The sequence below is a fragment of the Pseudomonas sp. C8002 genome (assembly GCF_013385765.1).
In the GTDB taxonomy this organism is placed as follows: Bacteria; Pseudomonadota; Gammaproteobacteria; order Pseudomonadales; family Pseudomonadaceae; genus Aquipseudomonas.
On sequence record NZ_JACAPJ010000004.1, the window covers coordinates 102,947 to 119,205 of the forward strand.

Annotated in this window: 16 protein-coding genes; 8 read left to right on the forward strand and 8 right to left on the reverse strand. The window is 60.2% G+C overall.

Annotated elements, in window-relative coordinates; translation table 11 throughout:
- Nucleotides 1-112: 112 nt before the first annotated feature.
- The gene (locus HX814_RS05845; RefSeq protein ID WP_023659083.1) at nucleotides 113-1,576 is read left to right on the forward strand and encodes a glyceraldehyde-3-phosphate dehydrogenase; all 1,464 of its coding nucleotides are present in this window, start codon (nucleotides 113-115) and stop codon (nucleotides 1,574-1,576) included.
- Between the two features lie 163 nt (nucleotides 1,577-1,739).
- On the opposite strand, the gene HX814_RS05850 is transcribed toward HX814_RS05845, so the two are convergent.
- Nucleotides 1,740-3,038, reverse strand: coding sequence for an MFS transporter (locus HX814_RS05850; RefSeq protein ID WP_177008117.1), 1,299 nt, complete (start codon nucleotides 3,036-3,038; stop codon nucleotides 1,740-1,742).
- 286 nt (nucleotides 3,039-3,324) lie between these two features.
- Nucleotides 3,325-3,867 (reverse strand): chalcone isomerase family protein, encoded by a 543-nt coding sequence (locus HX814_RS05855; RefSeq protein WP_177008116.1) that lies wholly within the window; start codon nucleotides 3,865-3,867, stop codon nucleotides 3,325-3,327.
- 236 nt (nucleotides 3,868-4,103) lie between these two features.
- Between HX814_RS05855 and sthA the strand changes: the two genes are divergently transcribed.
- On the forward strand, nucleotides 4,104-5,498 hold the full coding sequence (gene sthA, locus HX814_RS05860; RefSeq protein WP_003218947.1) for a Si-specific NAD(P)(+) transhydrogenase: 1,395 nt from the start codon (nucleotides 4,104-4,106) through the stop codon (nucleotides 5,496-5,498).
- A 42-nt stretch (nucleotides 5,499-5,540) separates the two neighbouring features.
- Here sthA and HX814_RS05865 read toward each other — a convergent pair whose 3' ends face one another.
- Both HX814_RS05865 and HX814_RS05870 read right to left on the reverse strand, forming a co-directional pair.
- Nucleotides 5,541-6,263 (reverse strand): glycerophosphodiester phosphodiesterase family protein, encoded by a 723-nt coding sequence (locus HX814_RS05865; RefSeq protein ID WP_003218946.1) that lies wholly within the window; start codon nucleotides 6,261-6,263, stop codon nucleotides 5,541-5,543.
- A gap of 66 nt (nucleotides 6,264-6,329) precedes the next feature.
- Nucleotides 6,330-6,914: a PilZ domain-containing protein gene (locus tag HX814_RS05870; protein WP_003218944.1), complete on the reverse strand. Its 585-nt coding sequence runs from the start codon at nucleotides 6,912-6,914 to the stop codon at nucleotides 6,330-6,332.
- 94 nt (nucleotides 6,915-7,008) lie between these two features.
- Between HX814_RS05870 and HX814_RS05875 the strand changes: the two genes are divergently transcribed.
- Genes HX814_RS05875 through HX814_RS05885 form a run of 3 tightly spaced genes read left to right on the forward strand, consistent with a single transcriptional unit; the run spans nucleotide 7,009 to nucleotide 10,253 of the window.
- Nucleotides 7,009-8,259: a lipoprotein-releasing ABC transporter permease subunit gene (locus HX814_RS05875; protein WP_003218943.1), complete on the forward strand. Its 1,251-nt coding sequence runs from the start codon at nucleotides 7,009-7,011 to the stop codon at nucleotides 8,257-8,259.
- Between the two features lie 7 nt (nucleotides 8,260-8,266).
- Complete coding sequence (gene lolD, locus HX814_RS05880; RefSeq protein ID WP_003218941.1) at nucleotides 8,267-8,950, forward strand: lipoprotein-releasing ABC transporter ATP-binding protein LolD; 684 nt, start codon at nucleotides 8,267-8,269, stop codon at nucleotides 8,948-8,950.
- A gap of 58 nt (nucleotides 8,951-9,008) precedes the next feature.
- Nucleotides 9,009-10,253: a lipoprotein-releasing ABC transporter permease subunit gene (locus tag HX814_RS05885; protein ID WP_003218940.1), complete on the forward strand. Its 1,245-nt coding sequence runs from the start codon at nucleotides 9,009-9,011 to the stop codon at nucleotides 10,251-10,253.
- A gap of 118 nt (nucleotides 10,254-10,371) precedes the next feature.
- On the opposite strand, the gene HX814_RS05890 is transcribed toward HX814_RS05885, so the two are convergent.
- Both HX814_RS05890 and HX814_RS05895 read right to left on the reverse strand, forming a co-directional pair.
- On the reverse strand, nucleotides 10,372-11,724 hold the full coding sequence (locus tag HX814_RS05890) for a heavy metal sensor histidine kinase (RefSeq protein ID WP_177008115.1): 1,353 nt from the start codon (nucleotides 11,722-11,724) through the stop codon (nucleotides 10,372-10,374).
- Nucleotides 11,724-12,404 (reverse strand): heavy metal response regulator transcription factor, encoded by a 681-nt coding sequence (locus HX814_RS05895; protein WP_003218936.1) that lies wholly within the window; start codon nucleotides 12,402-12,404, stop codon nucleotides 11,724-11,726. Before HX814_RS05895 ends, HX814_RS05890 begins: the two co-directional genes overlap by 1 nt.
- A 156-nt stretch (nucleotides 12,405-12,560) precedes the next feature.
- Between HX814_RS05895 and HX814_RS05900 the strand changes: the two genes are divergently transcribed.
- Both HX814_RS05900 and queF read left to right on the forward strand, forming a co-directional pair.
- Nucleotides 12,561-13,085, forward strand: coding sequence for a plastocyanin/azurin family copper-binding protein (locus HX814_RS05900; protein WP_003218934.1), 525 nt, complete (start codon nucleotides 12,561-12,563; stop codon nucleotides 13,083-13,085).
- A 57-nt stretch (nucleotides 13,086-13,142) separates the two neighbouring features.
- A complete protein-coding gene (gene queF / locus HX814_RS05905; RefSeq protein WP_008437611.1) occupies nucleotides 13,143-13,973 on the forward strand; it encodes an NADPH-dependent 7-cyano-7-deazaguanine reductase QueF in 831 nt (276 codons plus the stop codon).
- A gap of 126 nt (nucleotides 13,974-14,099) precedes the next feature.
- On the opposite strand, the gene HX814_RS05910 is transcribed toward queF, so the two are convergent.
- Together HX814_RS05910 and HX814_RS05915 are read right to left on the reverse strand one after the other, a co-directional pair.
- Nucleotides 14,100-14,366: a DUF4404 family protein gene (locus tag HX814_RS05910; protein WP_008437612.1), complete on the reverse strand. Its 267-nt coding sequence runs from the start codon at nucleotides 14,364-14,366 to the stop codon at nucleotides 14,100-14,102.
- A gap of 110 nt (nucleotides 14,367-14,476) precedes the next feature.
- Nucleotides 14,477-15,088 (reverse strand): hypothetical protein, encoded by a 612-nt coding sequence (locus tag HX814_RS05915; RefSeq protein WP_008437613.1) that lies wholly within the window; start codon nucleotides 15,086-15,088, stop codon nucleotides 14,477-14,479.
- A 195-nt stretch (nucleotides 15,089-15,283) separates the two neighbouring features.
- On the opposite strand from HX814_RS05915, the gene HX814_RS05920 reads away from it, so the two are divergent.
- Nucleotides 15,284-15,973 carry a VacJ family lipoprotein gene (locus HX814_RS05920; RefSeq protein ID WP_008437615.1) on the forward strand — a complete coding sequence of 230 codons (690 nt, stop codon included), beginning with the start codon at nucleotides 15,284-15,286 and terminating at the stop codon, nucleotides 15,971-15,973.
- Nucleotides 15,974-16,259 lie beyond the last annotated feature (286 nt).

A 16,259-nucleotide genomic window follows, 5' to 3' on the forward strand; every position in this document is an offset into this window, starting at 1 on the left:
TTTACTGGGCTGCAGAGGGGCGATATTTTTTTGCAAGGGGTTTTGTTGCGGGCCGCGCATTGCTCCGAGGGCGGTCGGGCGGCATAATGTAGCCCCTTTTTTCTGCCCCTACATGTGGAAGGTTCCCGTGACTCAGAAGCCCGACCAGTGTCTTGGTGAATGGATCGACCGTGAAGCACTCGCTGAAGCGATGATTCCGCTTATCGGTCAGCTATACCGCAATAACAACGTGGTGAGCTCGATCTATGGCCGCAGCCTGATCAACCAATCAGTCATCGCGATTCTCAAGGCTCATCGCTTTGCTCGCCATCGTTCTGCCGACGATAGCGAACTCTCCGTCCACGAAACATTCCCTCTGCTTAAAGCCATGAGCGAGCTCAAGCTCGGCGCGGCTTCGGTAGACCTGGGCAAGCTGGCCTATAAATTCCGCAAGGAAGGCGCTGGCCGCACCGCCGAGCAGTTCGTACGTGAAGAAATGGCCGACGTGGTTGGCCAGCAAAACGCCGCAGCCCGCAAAGGCACCGACGTTGTGCTGTACGGTTTCGGTCGTATCGGCCGCCTGCTGGCGCGCATCCTGATCGAAAAAACCGGTGGCGGCGACGGCCTGCGCCTGCGTGCCATCGTGGTGCGTAAAGGTGCTGAAAACGACCTGACCAAGCGCGCCAGCCTGCTGCGTCGTGACTCGGTCCACGGTCCGTTCAACGGCACCATCGTCATCGACGAAGAAAACAACACCATCACCGCCAACGGTAACCTGATCCAGGTCATCTACGCGAAGAACCCGTCTGAGGTGGATTACACCCAGTACGGCATCAAGGACGCACTGCTGGTGGACAACACCGGTGTGTGGCGTGACGCCGAGGGCCTCGGCCAGCACCTGGCGTGCCCGGGTATCGACCGCGTTGTCCTGACTGCGCCTGGCAAGGGCAAGCTGAAGAACATCGTGCACGGCATCAACCACGGTGAAATCACCGCTGACGACAAGATCGTGTCCGCCGCTTCCTGCACCACCAACGCCATCGTGCCGGTGCTGAAGGCTGTGAATGACAAGTTCGGCATCGTTAACGGTCACGTTGAAACGGTTCACTCGTACACCAACGACCAGAACCTGATCGACAACTTCCACAAGGGCGATCGCCGTGGCCGTAGCGCCGCGCTGAACATGGTGATCACCGAGACCGGTGCTGCCACCGCTGCTGCCAAGGCCCTGCCTGAGCTGGCCGGCAAGCTGACCGGTAACGCGATCCGTGTTCCGACGCCGAACGTGTCGATGGCCATTCTCAACCTGAACCTTGAGAAAGCCGCCACCCGTGAAGAGATGAACGAGTACCTGCGCTACATGGCGCTGCACTCCGATCTGCACAAGCAAATCGACTTCGTCAATTCGCAGGAAGTGGTTTCCACCGACTTCGTGGGCTCGCGCCACGCCGGTGTGGTGGACGCTGAAGCGACCATCACTCAAGACAACCGCGTTGTTCTGTACGTCTGGTACGACAACGAATTCGGTTACAGCTGCCAGGTGGTTCGCGTGATGGAAGACATGGCCGGGGTTAACCCGCCAGCATTCCCGCGCTAAGCATCAGCGGTAAATGAAAAAGCCCCGACTGGTTCGGGGCTTTTTTATGTCTGTTGTTTTTGCGTTGCTTGTACCGGCCTCATCGCAGGCAAGCCAGCTCCCACATTTTGATTTGTGAATACATTTCAAATGTGGGAGCGGGCTTGCTCGCGAAAGCGGCCTATCAAGCGCCGCCGACTATCGAAGCCTGCGCGGTACGCAGTTCATGCCGGTTGCCCTTGAACAGAATCAATGTGGCGATCAAGCCCAGCACCGCCGCGCCGCTGAGCCAGATGCCCGGTGCGGCCTTGTTGTCCAGCACGTGGATCAGGTAGGTACACGCCGCCGGAGTAAAGCCACCAAAGGTCGCCGTTGCCAGGCTATAGGCCAGGGAGAAGCCGGTGGTGCGCACTTCTACCGGCATGATCTCGGTCAGCGCTACAACCATTGCGCCGTTGTACGAGCCATACAGGAACGACAGCCAGAGCAGCACGATCAGCAGATGGCTGAAGCTCGGGTTGGCCACCAGCCAGGACAGCGCTGGATAAGCGGTGAGGATCGCCAGAATAGTCGCCCCCAGCAGCAGGGGTTTACGCCCGATCTTGTCGGACACCGCCCCCATCACCGGCAGCCAGATGAAGTTCGAGATGCCCACGCACACAGTGACCAGCAGCGCGTCGAAGTCCGACAGGTGCAGTTCGGCCTTGCCGAAGGTCGGGGTGTAGGCGGTGATCAGGTAGAACGACACGGTGGTCATCACCACCAGCGCCATGCCGGCGATGACGATGCCGAAGTTCTGGCCGATCGAACGGACGATTTCCTGCAGGGTAGGGCGGTGTTTGCGCGCCTGGAATTCCGGGGTTTCTTCCAGGGAGCGACGAATCACGAAGATCACCGGCACGATCAGGCAGCCGATCAGGAACGGCACGCGCCAGCCCCAGTCACCCATTTCTTCCGGGCTGAGCCAGTGGTTGAGGCCTACGCCCAGCAGGCCGGCGAATACCACGGCGGCTTGCTGGCTGGCGGACTGCCAACTGACGAAGAAGCCTTTACGGCCTGCAGTGGCGATTTCCGCCAGGTACACCGACACGCCGCCCAGTTCGACACCGGCGGAGAAGCCTTGCAGCAGGCGGCCGAACAGCACCAGCAACGGCGCCGCGACGCCCAGGGTGGCATACCCGGGAACGCAGGCAATCAGGATGGTACCGGCGGCCATCATCGCCAGGGTGATCACCAGGCCCTTTTTACGGCCGTGACGGTCGATGTAGGCACCGAGGAAAATCGCGCCCAGAGGACGCATCAGGAACCCGGCACCAAAGGTCGCCAGGGACAGCATCAGGGACGCGAACGCGCTGTCGGTGGGGAAAAATGTCTTGGCAATGGCCGTGGCGTAGAAGCCGTAGACCATGAAGTCGAACATCTCAAGGAAGTTACCGCTGACAACGCGAAAGATCGCCTTGCCCTTGCCCGTTGTAGTGGACATGTCATGCACTCATTTTGGCTATCTTATTAGTAATCCCTGGTCGCAACCGTCCTTGCTGTTAAAGCCTTGGCACGAGGCTGGCGCTGAACAGTTTTGTAACGATATGTGTATAAGCCACCACAGGCAACAAAAAACCGATAGCAAGCTGGCAAATTGCCGCAGGCCTCCGGGTGATGAAAATCCAATGTGGGGGCGGGCTTGCTCGCGAATGCGGTGTGTCAGTCAGCTTATGAGCCAATGACACACCGCATTCGCGAGCAAGCCCGCTCCCACAGGGTTTTTGCGATCAGTTGAGGAGGGTGCTACGCAGGCTGTCGGACAAGCCTTTTGGTGCCAGCCAGATTCCCAGGTAAGCCTTGGCCAGTTCGTCATTGCGACTGCTGAATACCACGCTGCCGTTGATTTCCAGGTTCAGGCCGCGCTGAGGCTGGAAGTCCAGCGCATAACGGTCGCCGCTGCGGATGTTGCGGAAGCTTTTGTGCAATTGATCCAGTTCAGGCTTCAGGCGGGCGAGGGTGGCGGGTGTTTGCTGACGTTCGAGAGTGGCGGTGGCGGCCTTGATCACATCGTTGCGGTCGATATCGCGAAAGTAATACAGCTCCAGGCGCAGGTCTTTTTGCTGATCCAGGGCTTGTTTGGCGCTCAGGTCAGCCGGGGCGAACAATGCCGCCGCATAGACGTCTGCCCACAGGTAGGTCAGGACGGCCTGGTTTTTCAGCACCAGTTGATGAGATTTCGGCGGAAAATCGGCTTGTTTGAGGCGATCAGCCTCATTCGCCAGAACCGGGACCGAAAACATCAGCAATAAACAAATGACGACATGCTTCATAATGGCCAGTCCTGAAAAGGTGCTTGCCTACAGGTTAATTCAATAACGAGCGCCGTGTAGTAAAGGCAAAACTGGCCTACGACGCGACCAAGGGTTAATGTGCGCGACGTTGAGCGTTCTATAGACTGTGCCCCGGCTCACACACTTGAGCCACATTGATCCTTCATGACCGCTGGCCGCGGCATGATTTAGCCAGGCGTCCAACCGTGCGCCCTGGCCTGTTCTGAGGAGTACGCATGGCTGTCTACAACTACGACGTGGTGGTACTGGGTTCCGGCCCAGCTGGAGAAGGTGCGGCGATGAACGCCGCCAAAGCAGGGCGCAAGGTGGCGATGGTCGATAGCCGTCGCCAGGTCGGCGGTAACTGCACCCACCTGGGTACCATCCCGTCCAAGGCCTTGCGTCACTCGGTGCGCCAGATCATGCAGTTCAACACCAACCCGATGTTCCGGGCCATTGGTGAGCCGCGCTGGTTCTCGTTCCCGGACGTGCTCAAGAGCGCTGAAAAAGTCATTTCCAAACAGGTTGCCTCGCGTACCGGCTTCTATGCCCGTAACCGCGTCGACCTGTTCTTCGGCACCGGCAGCTTCGCCGACGAGCAAACCGTCGAAGTGGTCTGCGCCAACGGCGTGGTCGAGAAGCTGGTAGCCAAGCACATCATCATCGCCACCGGCTCGCGTCCGTATCGCCCGGCGGATATCGATTTCCACCACCCGCGTATCTACGATAGCGACACCATTCTCAGCCTGGGCCACACCCCGCGCAAACTGATCATCTATGGCGCCGGCGTGATCGGCTGTGAATACGCCTCGATCTTCAGCGGCCTGGGTGTATTGGTCGAGCTGGTGGATAACCGCGACCAGTTGCTGAGCTTCCTCGACTCGGAAATTTCCCAGGCGTTGAGTTACCACTTCAGCAACAACAACATCACCGTGCGCCACAACGAAGAGTACGAGCGGGTCGAAGGCCTGGACAACGGTGTGATCCTGCACCTGAAATCCGGCAAGAAGATCAAGGCCGACGCCTTGCTGTGGTGCAACGGCCGAACCGGCAACACCGACAAGCTGGGCATGGAAAACATCGGTGTGAAGGTCAACAGCCGTGGCCAGATCGAAGTCGACGAGAACTACCGCACCTGCGTACCGAACATCTACGGTGCCGGTGACGTGATTGGCTGGCCGAGCCTGGCCAGTGCCGCCCATGACCAGGGCCGCTCGGCCGCTGGCAGCATTGTCGACAACGGCAGCTGGCGCTACGTCAACGACGTGCCGACCGGGATCTACACGATTCCCGAGATCAGCTCGATCGGCAAGAACGAGCACGAACTGACCAAGGCCAAGGTGCCTTATGAAGTCGGCAAGGCGTTCTTCAAGAGCATGGCGCGTGCGCAGATCGCCGGTGAGCCCCAGGGCATGCTGAAGATCCTGTTCCACCGCGAGACCCTGGAAGTGCTCGGCGTGCATTGCTTCGGCTATCAGGCGTCGGAGATCGTGCACATCGGCCAGGCGATCATGAACCAGCCGGGTGAGCTGAATACCCTCAAGTATTTCGTCAACACCACGTTCAACTACCCGACTATGGCTGAAGCCTATCGGGTAGCGGCCTACGACGGCCTCAACCGGCTTTTTTGAGCGGCTCCGGCCGGTGGCCTGAGCCGGCCGGGGAGACCGATTTCAGTAATTCCCGAGGGTGGCAGTGGCCAAACCGGGAAAGTCTGTAATCAGGCTATCTACGCCGAAGTCGGCGAGCCTGCGCATCAGCGCGGGTTCGTTGACGGTCCACACGGACACGTGCAAACCCTGGCGCTGGGCTTTTTCCAGACGCTCAGGGGTGCACAACGTCCAGTTCAACGCCAGAATCTCACAGCCATAGTTGGCCGCGACCTTCAACGGGTCGAGCCAGGCGTATTCGGCTACCAGCCCGCGGGACAGGTCCGGGGTGAGGTCCAGCGCCGCTTTCAACACTTCCCGCGAGCTTGAGGTCACGGTGACCTTGTCCATCAGCCCGAAACGCTGAGCCATTTCCCGGATCGCCAGCACGGTGGTTGCCGCGCGGGTGCGCGATGCGCTTTTGACTTCCAGTTGCCAGTGGTCGAAGTCGCACTGTTCGAACAGCTCTTCCAGGCGCGGGATCGGGCAAGGGTTGACCCAGCCCGGGCCGCCTTTGCGCGCGTCCATCTTCACCAGGTCGGCGGCTGAATACTCGACGACCTTGCCGCGCCGGTCGGTGGTGCGCTTGAGCGTCGGGTCGTGGATGACCATCAGCTCGCCGTCCATGGACAGGTGCAAATCCAATTCGCAGCGGCGCACGCCGTGCTTGAGGCATTCCTGGAAGCTGGTCAGGGTGTTTTCCGGTGCTTCGCCTTTGGCACCGCGGTGGCCATAAATCAGGGTCACAGTTGCTCCTTTACGCCAGGGTTCCTGGCTGGATGGATGACGCGACGCGCCATTCAATGATCGTATTCAGGTGTCGGATTCGTCGCTTTTTTCCCGCGCCAGGCGCCGTTCCTGGGCCTGTTTCTGCAGGATATAGCGTGCCAGCAACTGGCGTTGGGCATCGGTCATGGCTTCGAATTCCGTGCCGATTTCAAAGCCACCGGTCTTGGCATCGCAATGGGTCACCTTGGCTCGCAGCAACAGCCCGAGGGCTTGCGGCATCAGCACCAGCTTGACCGCCAGGTGGCTGTCGGGCTGGATCGCCGTGGGGTTCAGGAACTCGATGCCGCCTTCGGAGATGACCACGGGCTGCGGCGTACCGATCTCGCCCAGCAGGCTTTGCGCCATGATCTGGCTGAGCAAATCCATGCGTTTGTTCTGCACTTTGAGGAAGGCGGCCAGGGTGCGGTCCCGCTCGCCGATCTGGCGCAGCAAGTGCTGGGATTCAAATTCACTCAGGTGCAACTCGCTGAGCAGATTGAACAGCGGCGAATCATCCAGCAACACTTCCTTGCTCAGCGCTTCCGGGCCCGACAGTGGGGTAATTTCCAGTGCGATCATGTCCTCGATACGGTAGTATTCGCGGCGATCTTCTTCATCTAATGTCGACATGGCGAACCCAAGGCAGCGGTGATGGTCTGAGTGTAAAGCTGCTTACCTGACCCCGCCACAAGGACGTCTTCTTTTCCTCCGAACAAGCCCCGACATGTTCAGACCTCTCTTCGTATTTATTGGCACGCGTTATACCCGTGCAAAACGTCGCAATCATTTTGTGTCGTTCATTTCCCTGACCTCGATGATCGGGCTCGCCCTTGGCGTTGTCGTGATGATCGTGGTGCTGTCGGTGATGAACGGCTTCGATCATGAGATGCGTACCCGCGTGCTGGGCATGGTGCCCCACGCGACCATCGAGTCGGGTGAGCCCATCAGCGACTGGCAAAGCCTGGCCGCGAAGGTCAAGCAGAACCCCAAAGTGCTGGCGGTTGCGCCCTTCACCCAGATGCAGGGCCTGTTGACCAACGACGGCAAGGTGCAGAAAGTCCTGCTCAATGCCATCGACCCGGCGCAGGAACGCAATGTCTCGATCATCGATAACTTCATGCAGCAGGGCAAACTGGACGACTTGTCGCCCGGCAGCTTTGGCATCGCTATCGGCGACAAGGCGGCGGCCAAGCTCGGTGTGGGCATCGGCGACAAGCTGACCTTCGTCGCGCCGGAAGTCACCGTGACTCCGGCGGGCATGTTCCCGCGCATGAAGCGCTTTACCGTGGTCGGCATCTTCCATGTCGGCGCCGGTGAGATCGACGGCTACCTGGGCCTGACCAACCTGACCGACCTGGCCCGCCTGCATCGCTGGAAGCCGGACCAGGTCCAGGGCTTGCGCCTGAAATTCAACGACCTGTTCGACGCGCCGCGTACCTCGTGGGAAATCGCCCAGCACCTGGGTGAAAACCAGTACTACGCCCGCGACTGGACCCGCACCCACGGCAACCTGTACCAGGCCATCCGCATGGAAAAAGCCATGATCGGCCTGCTGTTGCTGCTGATCGTCGCCGTCGCCGCCTTCAACATCATCTCCACGCTGGTGATGGTGGTGAACGACAAGAAGGGCGACATCGCGATCCTGCGCACCCTTGGCGCCACGCCGGGGCAGATCATGGCGATCTTCATGGTCCAGGGCACGGTGATCGGCGTCGTCGGCACCTTGATCGGCACCGTGGTGGGGATTCTCGCCGCGCTGAACGTCAGCGCGGCTATCGCCGGGCTGGAAGTGTTGATCGGCCACAAATTCTTGAACTCCGATGTCTACTTCATCGACTACTTGCCGTCCCAGGTGCAGAGCCAGGACGTATTGATGGTCGGCGGCGCCGCGTTGGTCCTGAGTTTCCTTGCCACCCTGTATCCAGCCTGGCGCGCGGCACGTACCCAGCCGGCGCAGGCTTTACGTTATGAGTGAATCGGGCATGAGTGAAAAAGCAATCCTGAGCTGCCGCAACCTGGGCAAATCCTACGAGGAAGGCCCGGAGTCCGTGGTGGTGCTGTCCAACCTGCAGCTGGAACTGCACCCGGGCGAACGCGTGGCGATCGTCGGCAGTTCCGGTTCCGGTAAAAGTACCTTGCTCAACCTGTTGGGCGGCCTTGATACGCCGTCCCAGGGCAGCGTCTGGCTGGCCGGCGAAGAGTTGTCGGCCCTGGGCGAGAAGGCCCGTGGCCAGTTGCGCAACCGTTCGCTGGGTTTTGTGTACCAGTTCCACCACTTGCTGCCCGAGTTCACCGCCCTGGAAAACGTCTGCATGCCGCTGTTGATCGGCAAGACCGCGATCCCGGAAGCACGCCAGCGTGCCCAGGCGTTGCTGGAGCGCGTCGGCCTGGGCCATCGCCTGGAGCACAAGCCGGCTGAATTGTCCGGCGGCGAGCGCCAGCGTGTGGCGATTGCCCGTGCCCTGGTCAACAACCCGGGCCTGGTGATGCTCGACGAGCCGACCGGCAACCTCGACTCCCACACCGCCCAGGGCATCAAGGACTTGATGCTGGAGTTGAGCACCCAGATGCGCACTGCGTTCCTGGTGGTGACCCATGACATGAGCATGGCCCGCCAGATGGACCGTGTGTTGCACCTGCAGGAAGGTCATCTGGTCGCCATCTGACCTGTTTCAAGCCCGGCGCCCGGCGCCGGGTTTTCTATTTTTTCAACGGTGCCCGCGAATGTTCAGACCGTTATCGATTTTCATCGGCACGCGCTATACCCGCGCCAAGCGCCGCAACCGTTTTGTTTCGTTTATCTCGATGACCTCGATGATCGGCCTCGCCCTCGGCGTGCTGGCGATGATCGTGGTGTTGTCGGTAATGAACGGTTTCCAGCGGGAGATGAGCTCACGCATCCTCGGCATGGTGCCCCACGCGACCATCGTTGGCGTGAAGCCGATCAGCGACTGGCAGCCGGTGGCAGATGCCGCGATGAAGAATCCGGAAGTCACTGCTGCCGTACCGTTCACACAGATGGACGGCATGCTCTCCTACAAGGGCGCGATGCAGCCGATCGAGATCAGCGGCGTTGATCCGGCCCAGGAAGGCAAGGTGTCGATTGTGGCCCAGCATATCGTCCAGGGTCATCTTGAAGACCTTAAACCGGGCGAGTTCGGTGTGGTCATCGGCGAAATCACCGCCCGGCGTTTTCGCCTGAATGTCGGTGACAAGCTGACCCTGATCGTACCGGAAATCAGCAGTGCGCCCGGTGGCATCACCCCGCGTATGCAGCGTTTGAACGTGGTGGGTGTGTTCAAGGTGGGCGCGGAGCTGGATGGCTCCATGGCCCTGATCCACATGGCCGACGCCGCCGAGATACAGCATTGGGAGCCGAACCAGGTGCAAAGCGTGCGCCTGGCGGTGAAAGACTTGTATGCCGCACCCAAGGTCTCGGCGGATATCGCCGCCAGCCTCGGTGCCGACTACAAGGCCGACGACTGGACCCACACCCAGGGCAGCCTGTTCAGCGCGATGAAGATGGAAAAAACCATGATCGGCCTGCTGTTGCTGATGATCGTCGCGGTGGCGGCGTTCAACATCATCGCGACCTTGATCATGGTGGTGAACGACAAGGGCGCCGACATTGCGATCCTGCGCACCATTGGCGCCACGCCACGGCAGATCATGGCGATCTTCATGGTGCAGGGGACGGTGATCGGGATCGTCGGTACCTTGATCGGTGGCATCCTCGGCGTGATTGCGGCGCTGAACGTCAGTGAACTGGTCGGTTGGCTGGAGCGGGTCACCGGGCAGCATATCTTCAGTTCGGACGTGTATTTCGTCAGCAACCTGCCTTCGCAGTTGCAGGGTGGGGATGTGTTGTTGATTTGCTCGGCGGGGTTTGTGTTGAGCTTTTTGGCGACCATCTATCCGGCGTATCGGGCGGCGAAGATTGAGCCGGCGCATGCCCTCAGGTATTCGTAATTCTTAAGACCGCCTTCGCGAGCAAGCCCGCTCCCACATTTTGACCGCGTTCTTCCTGAATGCACTCGGTCAAAATGTGGGAGCGGGCTTGCTCGCGAAAGGGCCGCTACAGCTTGCATCAATACCCCTGCGGCAACTCCATCACAAACCTCGCCCATCCCGCCCCCGACTCACAGAAAATCCGCCCCCCATGGGCCCGCACAATCGACTGGGTAATCGCCAAACCCAGCCCCGCATGTTCGCTGCTCCCTTCATGACGCGCCGGATCTGCCCGGTAAAACCGGTCAAACAACCGTGGCAACAATGCCTCGGGAATGCCTTCCCCGGTGTTTTCCACACTCAGCGTCACGCCTTGCATCCCCTCGACAATCCGCACGCTGACTTCGCCACCCGGCGGGGTGAACCGCAACGCGTTATCCAGCAGGTTGGAAATCGCCCGGCGCAACATGCTGCGGTCACCTGAAGTGCTGGCGTTGCCTTCCCGAACCAGCCGCACCTGGACGTCCTCCGCCAGCGGTGCGAAAAACTCCAGCAATGCCTCCACCTCGTCCGCCAGCACCAGGGTTTCGCGCTTGGGCACCAGCAGCCCATGGTCCGCCTTGGCCAGGTACAGCATGTCGTTGACCAACTGCGCCATCCATTGCAGTTCTTCCAGGTTGCTGTGCAGGGCTTCGCGGTAGTCCTCCAGCGCCCGTGGATGCGTGAGGATGACTTGGGTCTGTGTCAGCAAATTCGACAGTGGCGTGCGCAGTTCATGGGCGATGTCGGCAGAAAACGCCGAAAGGCGCTGGAAGGCATCGTCCAGGCGGCCAAGCATCGCGTTGAAGGACTGGGCGAGTTCCGCCAGTTCGGCGGGCATTTGTTCCTGGGGCAGGCGCTGGGTCAGGGAGTGGGCAGACACGCCGCTGGCGACTTCGCTCATGCGCCGCAGTGGCCGCAACCCGCTGCGGGCGGCCCAGGCGCCGAGCAGGGCGGTGGCCAGGGCGGAAAGGCCGACGGTCAGCCAGATCAGATGCTGCATGCGTTGCAGGAAGTGTTGGTGATGGGTGATGTCGAGCATCAGCGTCAGTTGTGGCGATTCAAGATTGCCAGGTACCAGGGGCACGTTATACACGCGGTAATCGGTCCCGGCATTCTGCAAACTGTGCAGGCCAGGCTCCTGCGGCAGGGCGATGCCCGGGGCGCCGTCGAACCAGCGCTGGTCGCCTGCGGTGATGCGCAAGGCCAGGTCAGGCTGGCGATTGAGTTCGTCGCGCAGCTTCACTTCCCGCAAGGCGAATAGCTCGGGCGTGTCCGCACCCTGCAAGGTACTGCGCAGCGCTATCAGCTTGCCGTCGAGCAACTGCTGGTCCAGCTCGATAAAGTGCGCCTCGCTGGCATGGTTGAACAGCACGCCGGCCAGCAATGAAACCACGGCGGTACAGCCAGCAAACAGCAGTGCCAGGCGGCTGGTCAGGGAAATCCGTTTCATCAACTGAACCGCTCCTCAAGCACGTAGCCCATGCCGCGCACGGTGTGGATCAACTTGTTGGGGAAGTTATCGTCGACCTTCAGGCGCAGGCGGCGGATCGCGACTTCGATGATGTTGGTGTCGCTGTCGAAGTTCATGTCCCACACCTGAGAGGCAATCAGCGACTTGGGCAGTACTTCGCCCTGGCGGCGCAGCAGCAGTTCCAGCAGGGAAAACTCCTTGGCCGTCAGGTCGATGCGCTGGCCGTCGCGCTCTACCCGGCGGCGGATCAGGTCCATGCGCAGGTCGGCCAGTTGCAGGCTGGTTTCCTGGGGGGGGCTGCTGCCACGGCGCAACAGGCTGCGCACCCGGGCCAGCAGTTCGGAGAAGGCGAAGGGCTTGACCAGGTAATCGTCGGCGCCCAGTTCCAGGCCATGCACCCGGTCTTCCACGGCATCTCGCGCGGTAAGGAACAGTACCGGCATGTCGAGCCCAGCGTTGCGTACGGCCTGGAGGATCTGCCAGCCATCGCGACCCGGTAGCATCACATCGAGGATCAACAGGTCGTAGTCACCGGTCAGCGCCAGGTGCTGGCCGCTGGTGCCGTCGGCCACCAGCTCGGTGTTGAACCCGGCCTCGGCCAGCCCCTGGCGCAAGTAGTGGCCGGTTTTCGGTTGGTCTTCGACGATCAGCAGTTTCATGGGCGGCTCATGGTTTTACGGGAACACAGACGTTATACCGCGCACATCCGGCAGCCGGCTCAAGCTGACAAAGTTGTAATCTGGCAGTCAGCTGGCTGGCAGCGGCGCGTTCGTAAAGTGTCCCACAGACTGATTCCGAACCTTTGGAGTGTGAGCATGTTTTTACGTAAATCCTGGTTGTTGGCGGGCTGCCTGATGGCGATGAGTCTTCCGGTGCTGGCATCCCCGGCTGAAACCTTCGCCTTCGGTGAGGCTGCACCCGCCGCCAAGGCCACGCGCACCGTGGAAGTGGTACTGCAGGATATTTCCTTTTCGCCCAAGGCTATTGATGTAAAAGCCGGTGAGACCGTGCGCTTTGTGCTGGTCAACAAAGGCCAGTTGCTTCATGAATTCAACCTTGGCGATGCCGCCATGCACGCAGCGCATCAGAAAGAGATGCTGCAGATGCAGGCCAGCGGCATGCTGACGGCGACCGGCATGGGCAAAATGGACCACAGTGCGATGGGGCATGGTGATATGGCAGGCATGAAGCACGACGACCCCAACAGCGTGTTGGTAGAGCCAGGCAAGACCGCCGAGCTGACCTGGACCTTCACCAAGGCCACCGGCTTGGAGTTTGCCTGCAACATTCCGGGGCATTACCAGGCGGGCATGGTCGGCAAGCTGACCGTCAGCCAGTAAGCCATTGACGGGCAAAGGCGGGTAGAATGGCGGCGTTTATTTAGCCAGGTTTCCGCCATGCATCCCGCAGCCGAACATTCGCCGCTGGGCAAGTCCAGTGAATACATCTCCACCTACACCCCGTCGTTGCTGTTCCCGATTCCTCGCGCCGCCAAGTGGGCCGAGCTGGGCCTGAGTGCCGAGACCCTGCCGTATAAAGGCGTGGATTTCTGGAACTGCTTCGAACTGTCCTGGCTGCTGCCATCCGGCAAACCCGTGGTGGCCATCGGTGAATTCAGTATCCCGGCCGACTCGCCGAACATCATCGAGTCGAAGTCGTTCAAGTTGTACCTCAACTCGCTGAACCAAACCGCGTTTGCCGATGTGCAAAGCCTTGAAGCGACGTTGCGCGCCGACCTGAGTGCAGCGGCCGGCAAGCCCGTTGGCGTGCGCATCCGCAGCCTGGGCGAGGTTGAAGCCGAAGGCGTGGTCGCGTTGCCGGGTGTGTGCATTGATGACCTGGACATTACCGTCAGCAACTACGAGCACCCGCGCCCGGAACTGCTGCGTTGCGACGATTCGCGCGTGGTGGAGGAGAGCGTCCACAGTCATCTGCTCAAGTCCAACTGCCCGGTGACCAGCCAGCCTGACTGGGGCAGTGTGGCGGTGGAGTACCGCGGCGCGGCGCTGGATCATGCCAGCCTGCTGGAATACCTGGTGAGCTTCCGCCAGCACTCGGACTTCCATGAACAGTGCGTGGAGCGGATCTTTCTCGACCTGCAGCGCTTGCTCAAGCCGGAGAAACTGACGGTGTATGCGCGCTATGTGCGGCGTGGCGGGCTCGATATCAACCCGTACCGCAGTACTGAAGAGCAGCAGTTCCAGAACCTGCGCCTGGCTCGTCAGTAGCCTTCACACAAAACAAATGTGGGAGCGGGCTTGCTCGCGAAAGCGGTGTATCAGCCAGCTTATGTATCAGCTGACGGACCGCATTCGCGAGCAAGCCCGCTCCCACATTTGATAGGTGTCCGACTATTAGATCCCGATGTTACCCAGGGTCACCACAATATTGCGCAAGGTCCCGGCAATGCCCGGGTGCTCCAGTTCGAAGCGTTCTACGGCCAGGTTCACACCGTCGGCGATGCTTGGATCCTGAATGGCACCTTCCAGTGGCTCCTGAACTTCCAGTTCAGCAATCAAATCTCGCAGCTCTTCGCGCTGTTCGAGGGGCATTTCTGGATTCTGATCCAATTGCTCGCGCAAAATTTTGACCTGTTCTTGCAGTTGTTCGCGGGCAGGCATGGCGTTCTTCCTTTTATCGATAGGCACTGGCATAGACCGCGGCACGCCGGGAAAGGTCTATGGGCTGACCTGTAGATTAATCCACTGGCGCCGACTGTGCATGATCTCGATCAGGGCTTCTCGCCCTTAAGCTGGCGCAGACTGATGTCGGCCAGGCAGGTCTGCAGTTCGCCCAGGTGGTCAATCACCGAATGCACGCCCAGGCCATAGAGCGCGACAGTGGCTTTGGCGCGCTTATGCTCGCGTTCCTTCTCGGTGAGTGCTTGCCATTGCTGCGGCGAAAGCCCGCACAGTGAGCCACAGGACGCCAGGCCGATGGTCCACAGCCCGGCATTGAGCCCCGATTGCAGCAGGCGTGGCTCGCCGCTGACCAGGACGCAGCCTTCCAGGCGTTCGATATTCAGTTCCATCAGGGCCTGCCAGCAGGCGTGAGGCGCCGGCCAGCGGGTGGAGGAGGGCTTGGCAGCCTTGATCCAGCGGGGTAGCCCGGCGGCCAGCGGTGTGGAAACCGACGCCGGCAACTCGTCCAGCCATGCACAAGGGACGCGCTGTTCTTCGAGGCTGCGCAGGATCTTCAGAGCGCCGACAGTGGCATGGGTATCGCTGGAAGGCGCGGAATCGGCGCGGGCCTGGGAACCAAAGTCCACCAGGCAGCCACTAAGCCCGAACAGTACGGCCGTCAAGGACGGGGTGCTGGCACTAACAATCTCGGCGTGTGGCATTTCGACGTCCCTGAAATAGCAGTGACGCTACCGGACTTGGGTGACAAGCAAGTTACACCCGCAGCAATTGTAGGAATTTTGTGCATTTGCTGAATGACATTTCTGCAAGGCTGCCTAATCTGACACTTCCGTCATATACTGACGGCCTCATTCAGGGCATAGCGCCCATGACAGACCATTCAAGGAGTTCAAGCTATGCGCTGGAGCCAATGTCTAGCTCAGCTGTCCGTATGTGCGAGTATTTTGCTGGTTCCTTTCGTAGCCCAGGCGGCCTCGGAAGATGATCCATGGGAAAGCGTCAACCGCCCGATCTTCACCTTCAACGATACCGTTGATACCTATGCCCTCAAGCCATTGGCTCAAGGCTATCAGTTCGTGACCCCGCAGTTCGTGCAGGACGGGATCCACAACTTCTTCCGCAACATCGGCGACGTCGGCAACTTTGCCAACGACGTGCTGCAACTCAAGCCCCACGCTGCAGGCGTCGACACTGCCCGCTTGCTGATGAACACCACGTTCGGCGTGCTGGGTTTCGTTGATGTCGGCACCAAAATGGGGCTGCAACGCAACGACGAAGACTTCGGCCAGACTCTCGGCTACTGGGGCGTCGACAGCGGTCCTTACGTGATGCTGCCACTGCTGGGCCCAAGCACCCTGCGTGACGCGCCGTCCAAATACGTGGACAGCTACACCCAGCCGTACCGCTACATGAACGATATCGGCTGGCGCAACAGCACCTTCGGCCTGAATATCGTCGACACGCGTGCCAGCCTGCTGTCCTCCGAGAAGCTGATCAGCGGCGACAAATACACCTTCATCCGCAACGCCTACTTGCAGAACCGCGAGTTCAAGGTCAAGGATGGCAAGGTTGTAGACGACTTTTAAGCCCCAGGCTTGAAAGAAGAAGGCGGCCCTCGGGTCGCCTTTTTTGTGGGCGGCATTCGAGGTTTATCCGTGGGTTACGTGCTTACTTTAAGTCGCGGTTTTATGCGTTCTTATAACTACTGGTGATTTGCGGTGTAAAGACGTCCGGCGACCATCGCCGTGAGCTTGAAACCCCTGGCGGATGGGAGTACCGTCTGCGCCTTAGAAGGGCACCTCTGCTTTACCTTTGTGCGTCGGCAATAACTCGGCGTTTTGTAGGACAGAGAGGCTAGAAAGCGAATCCAGT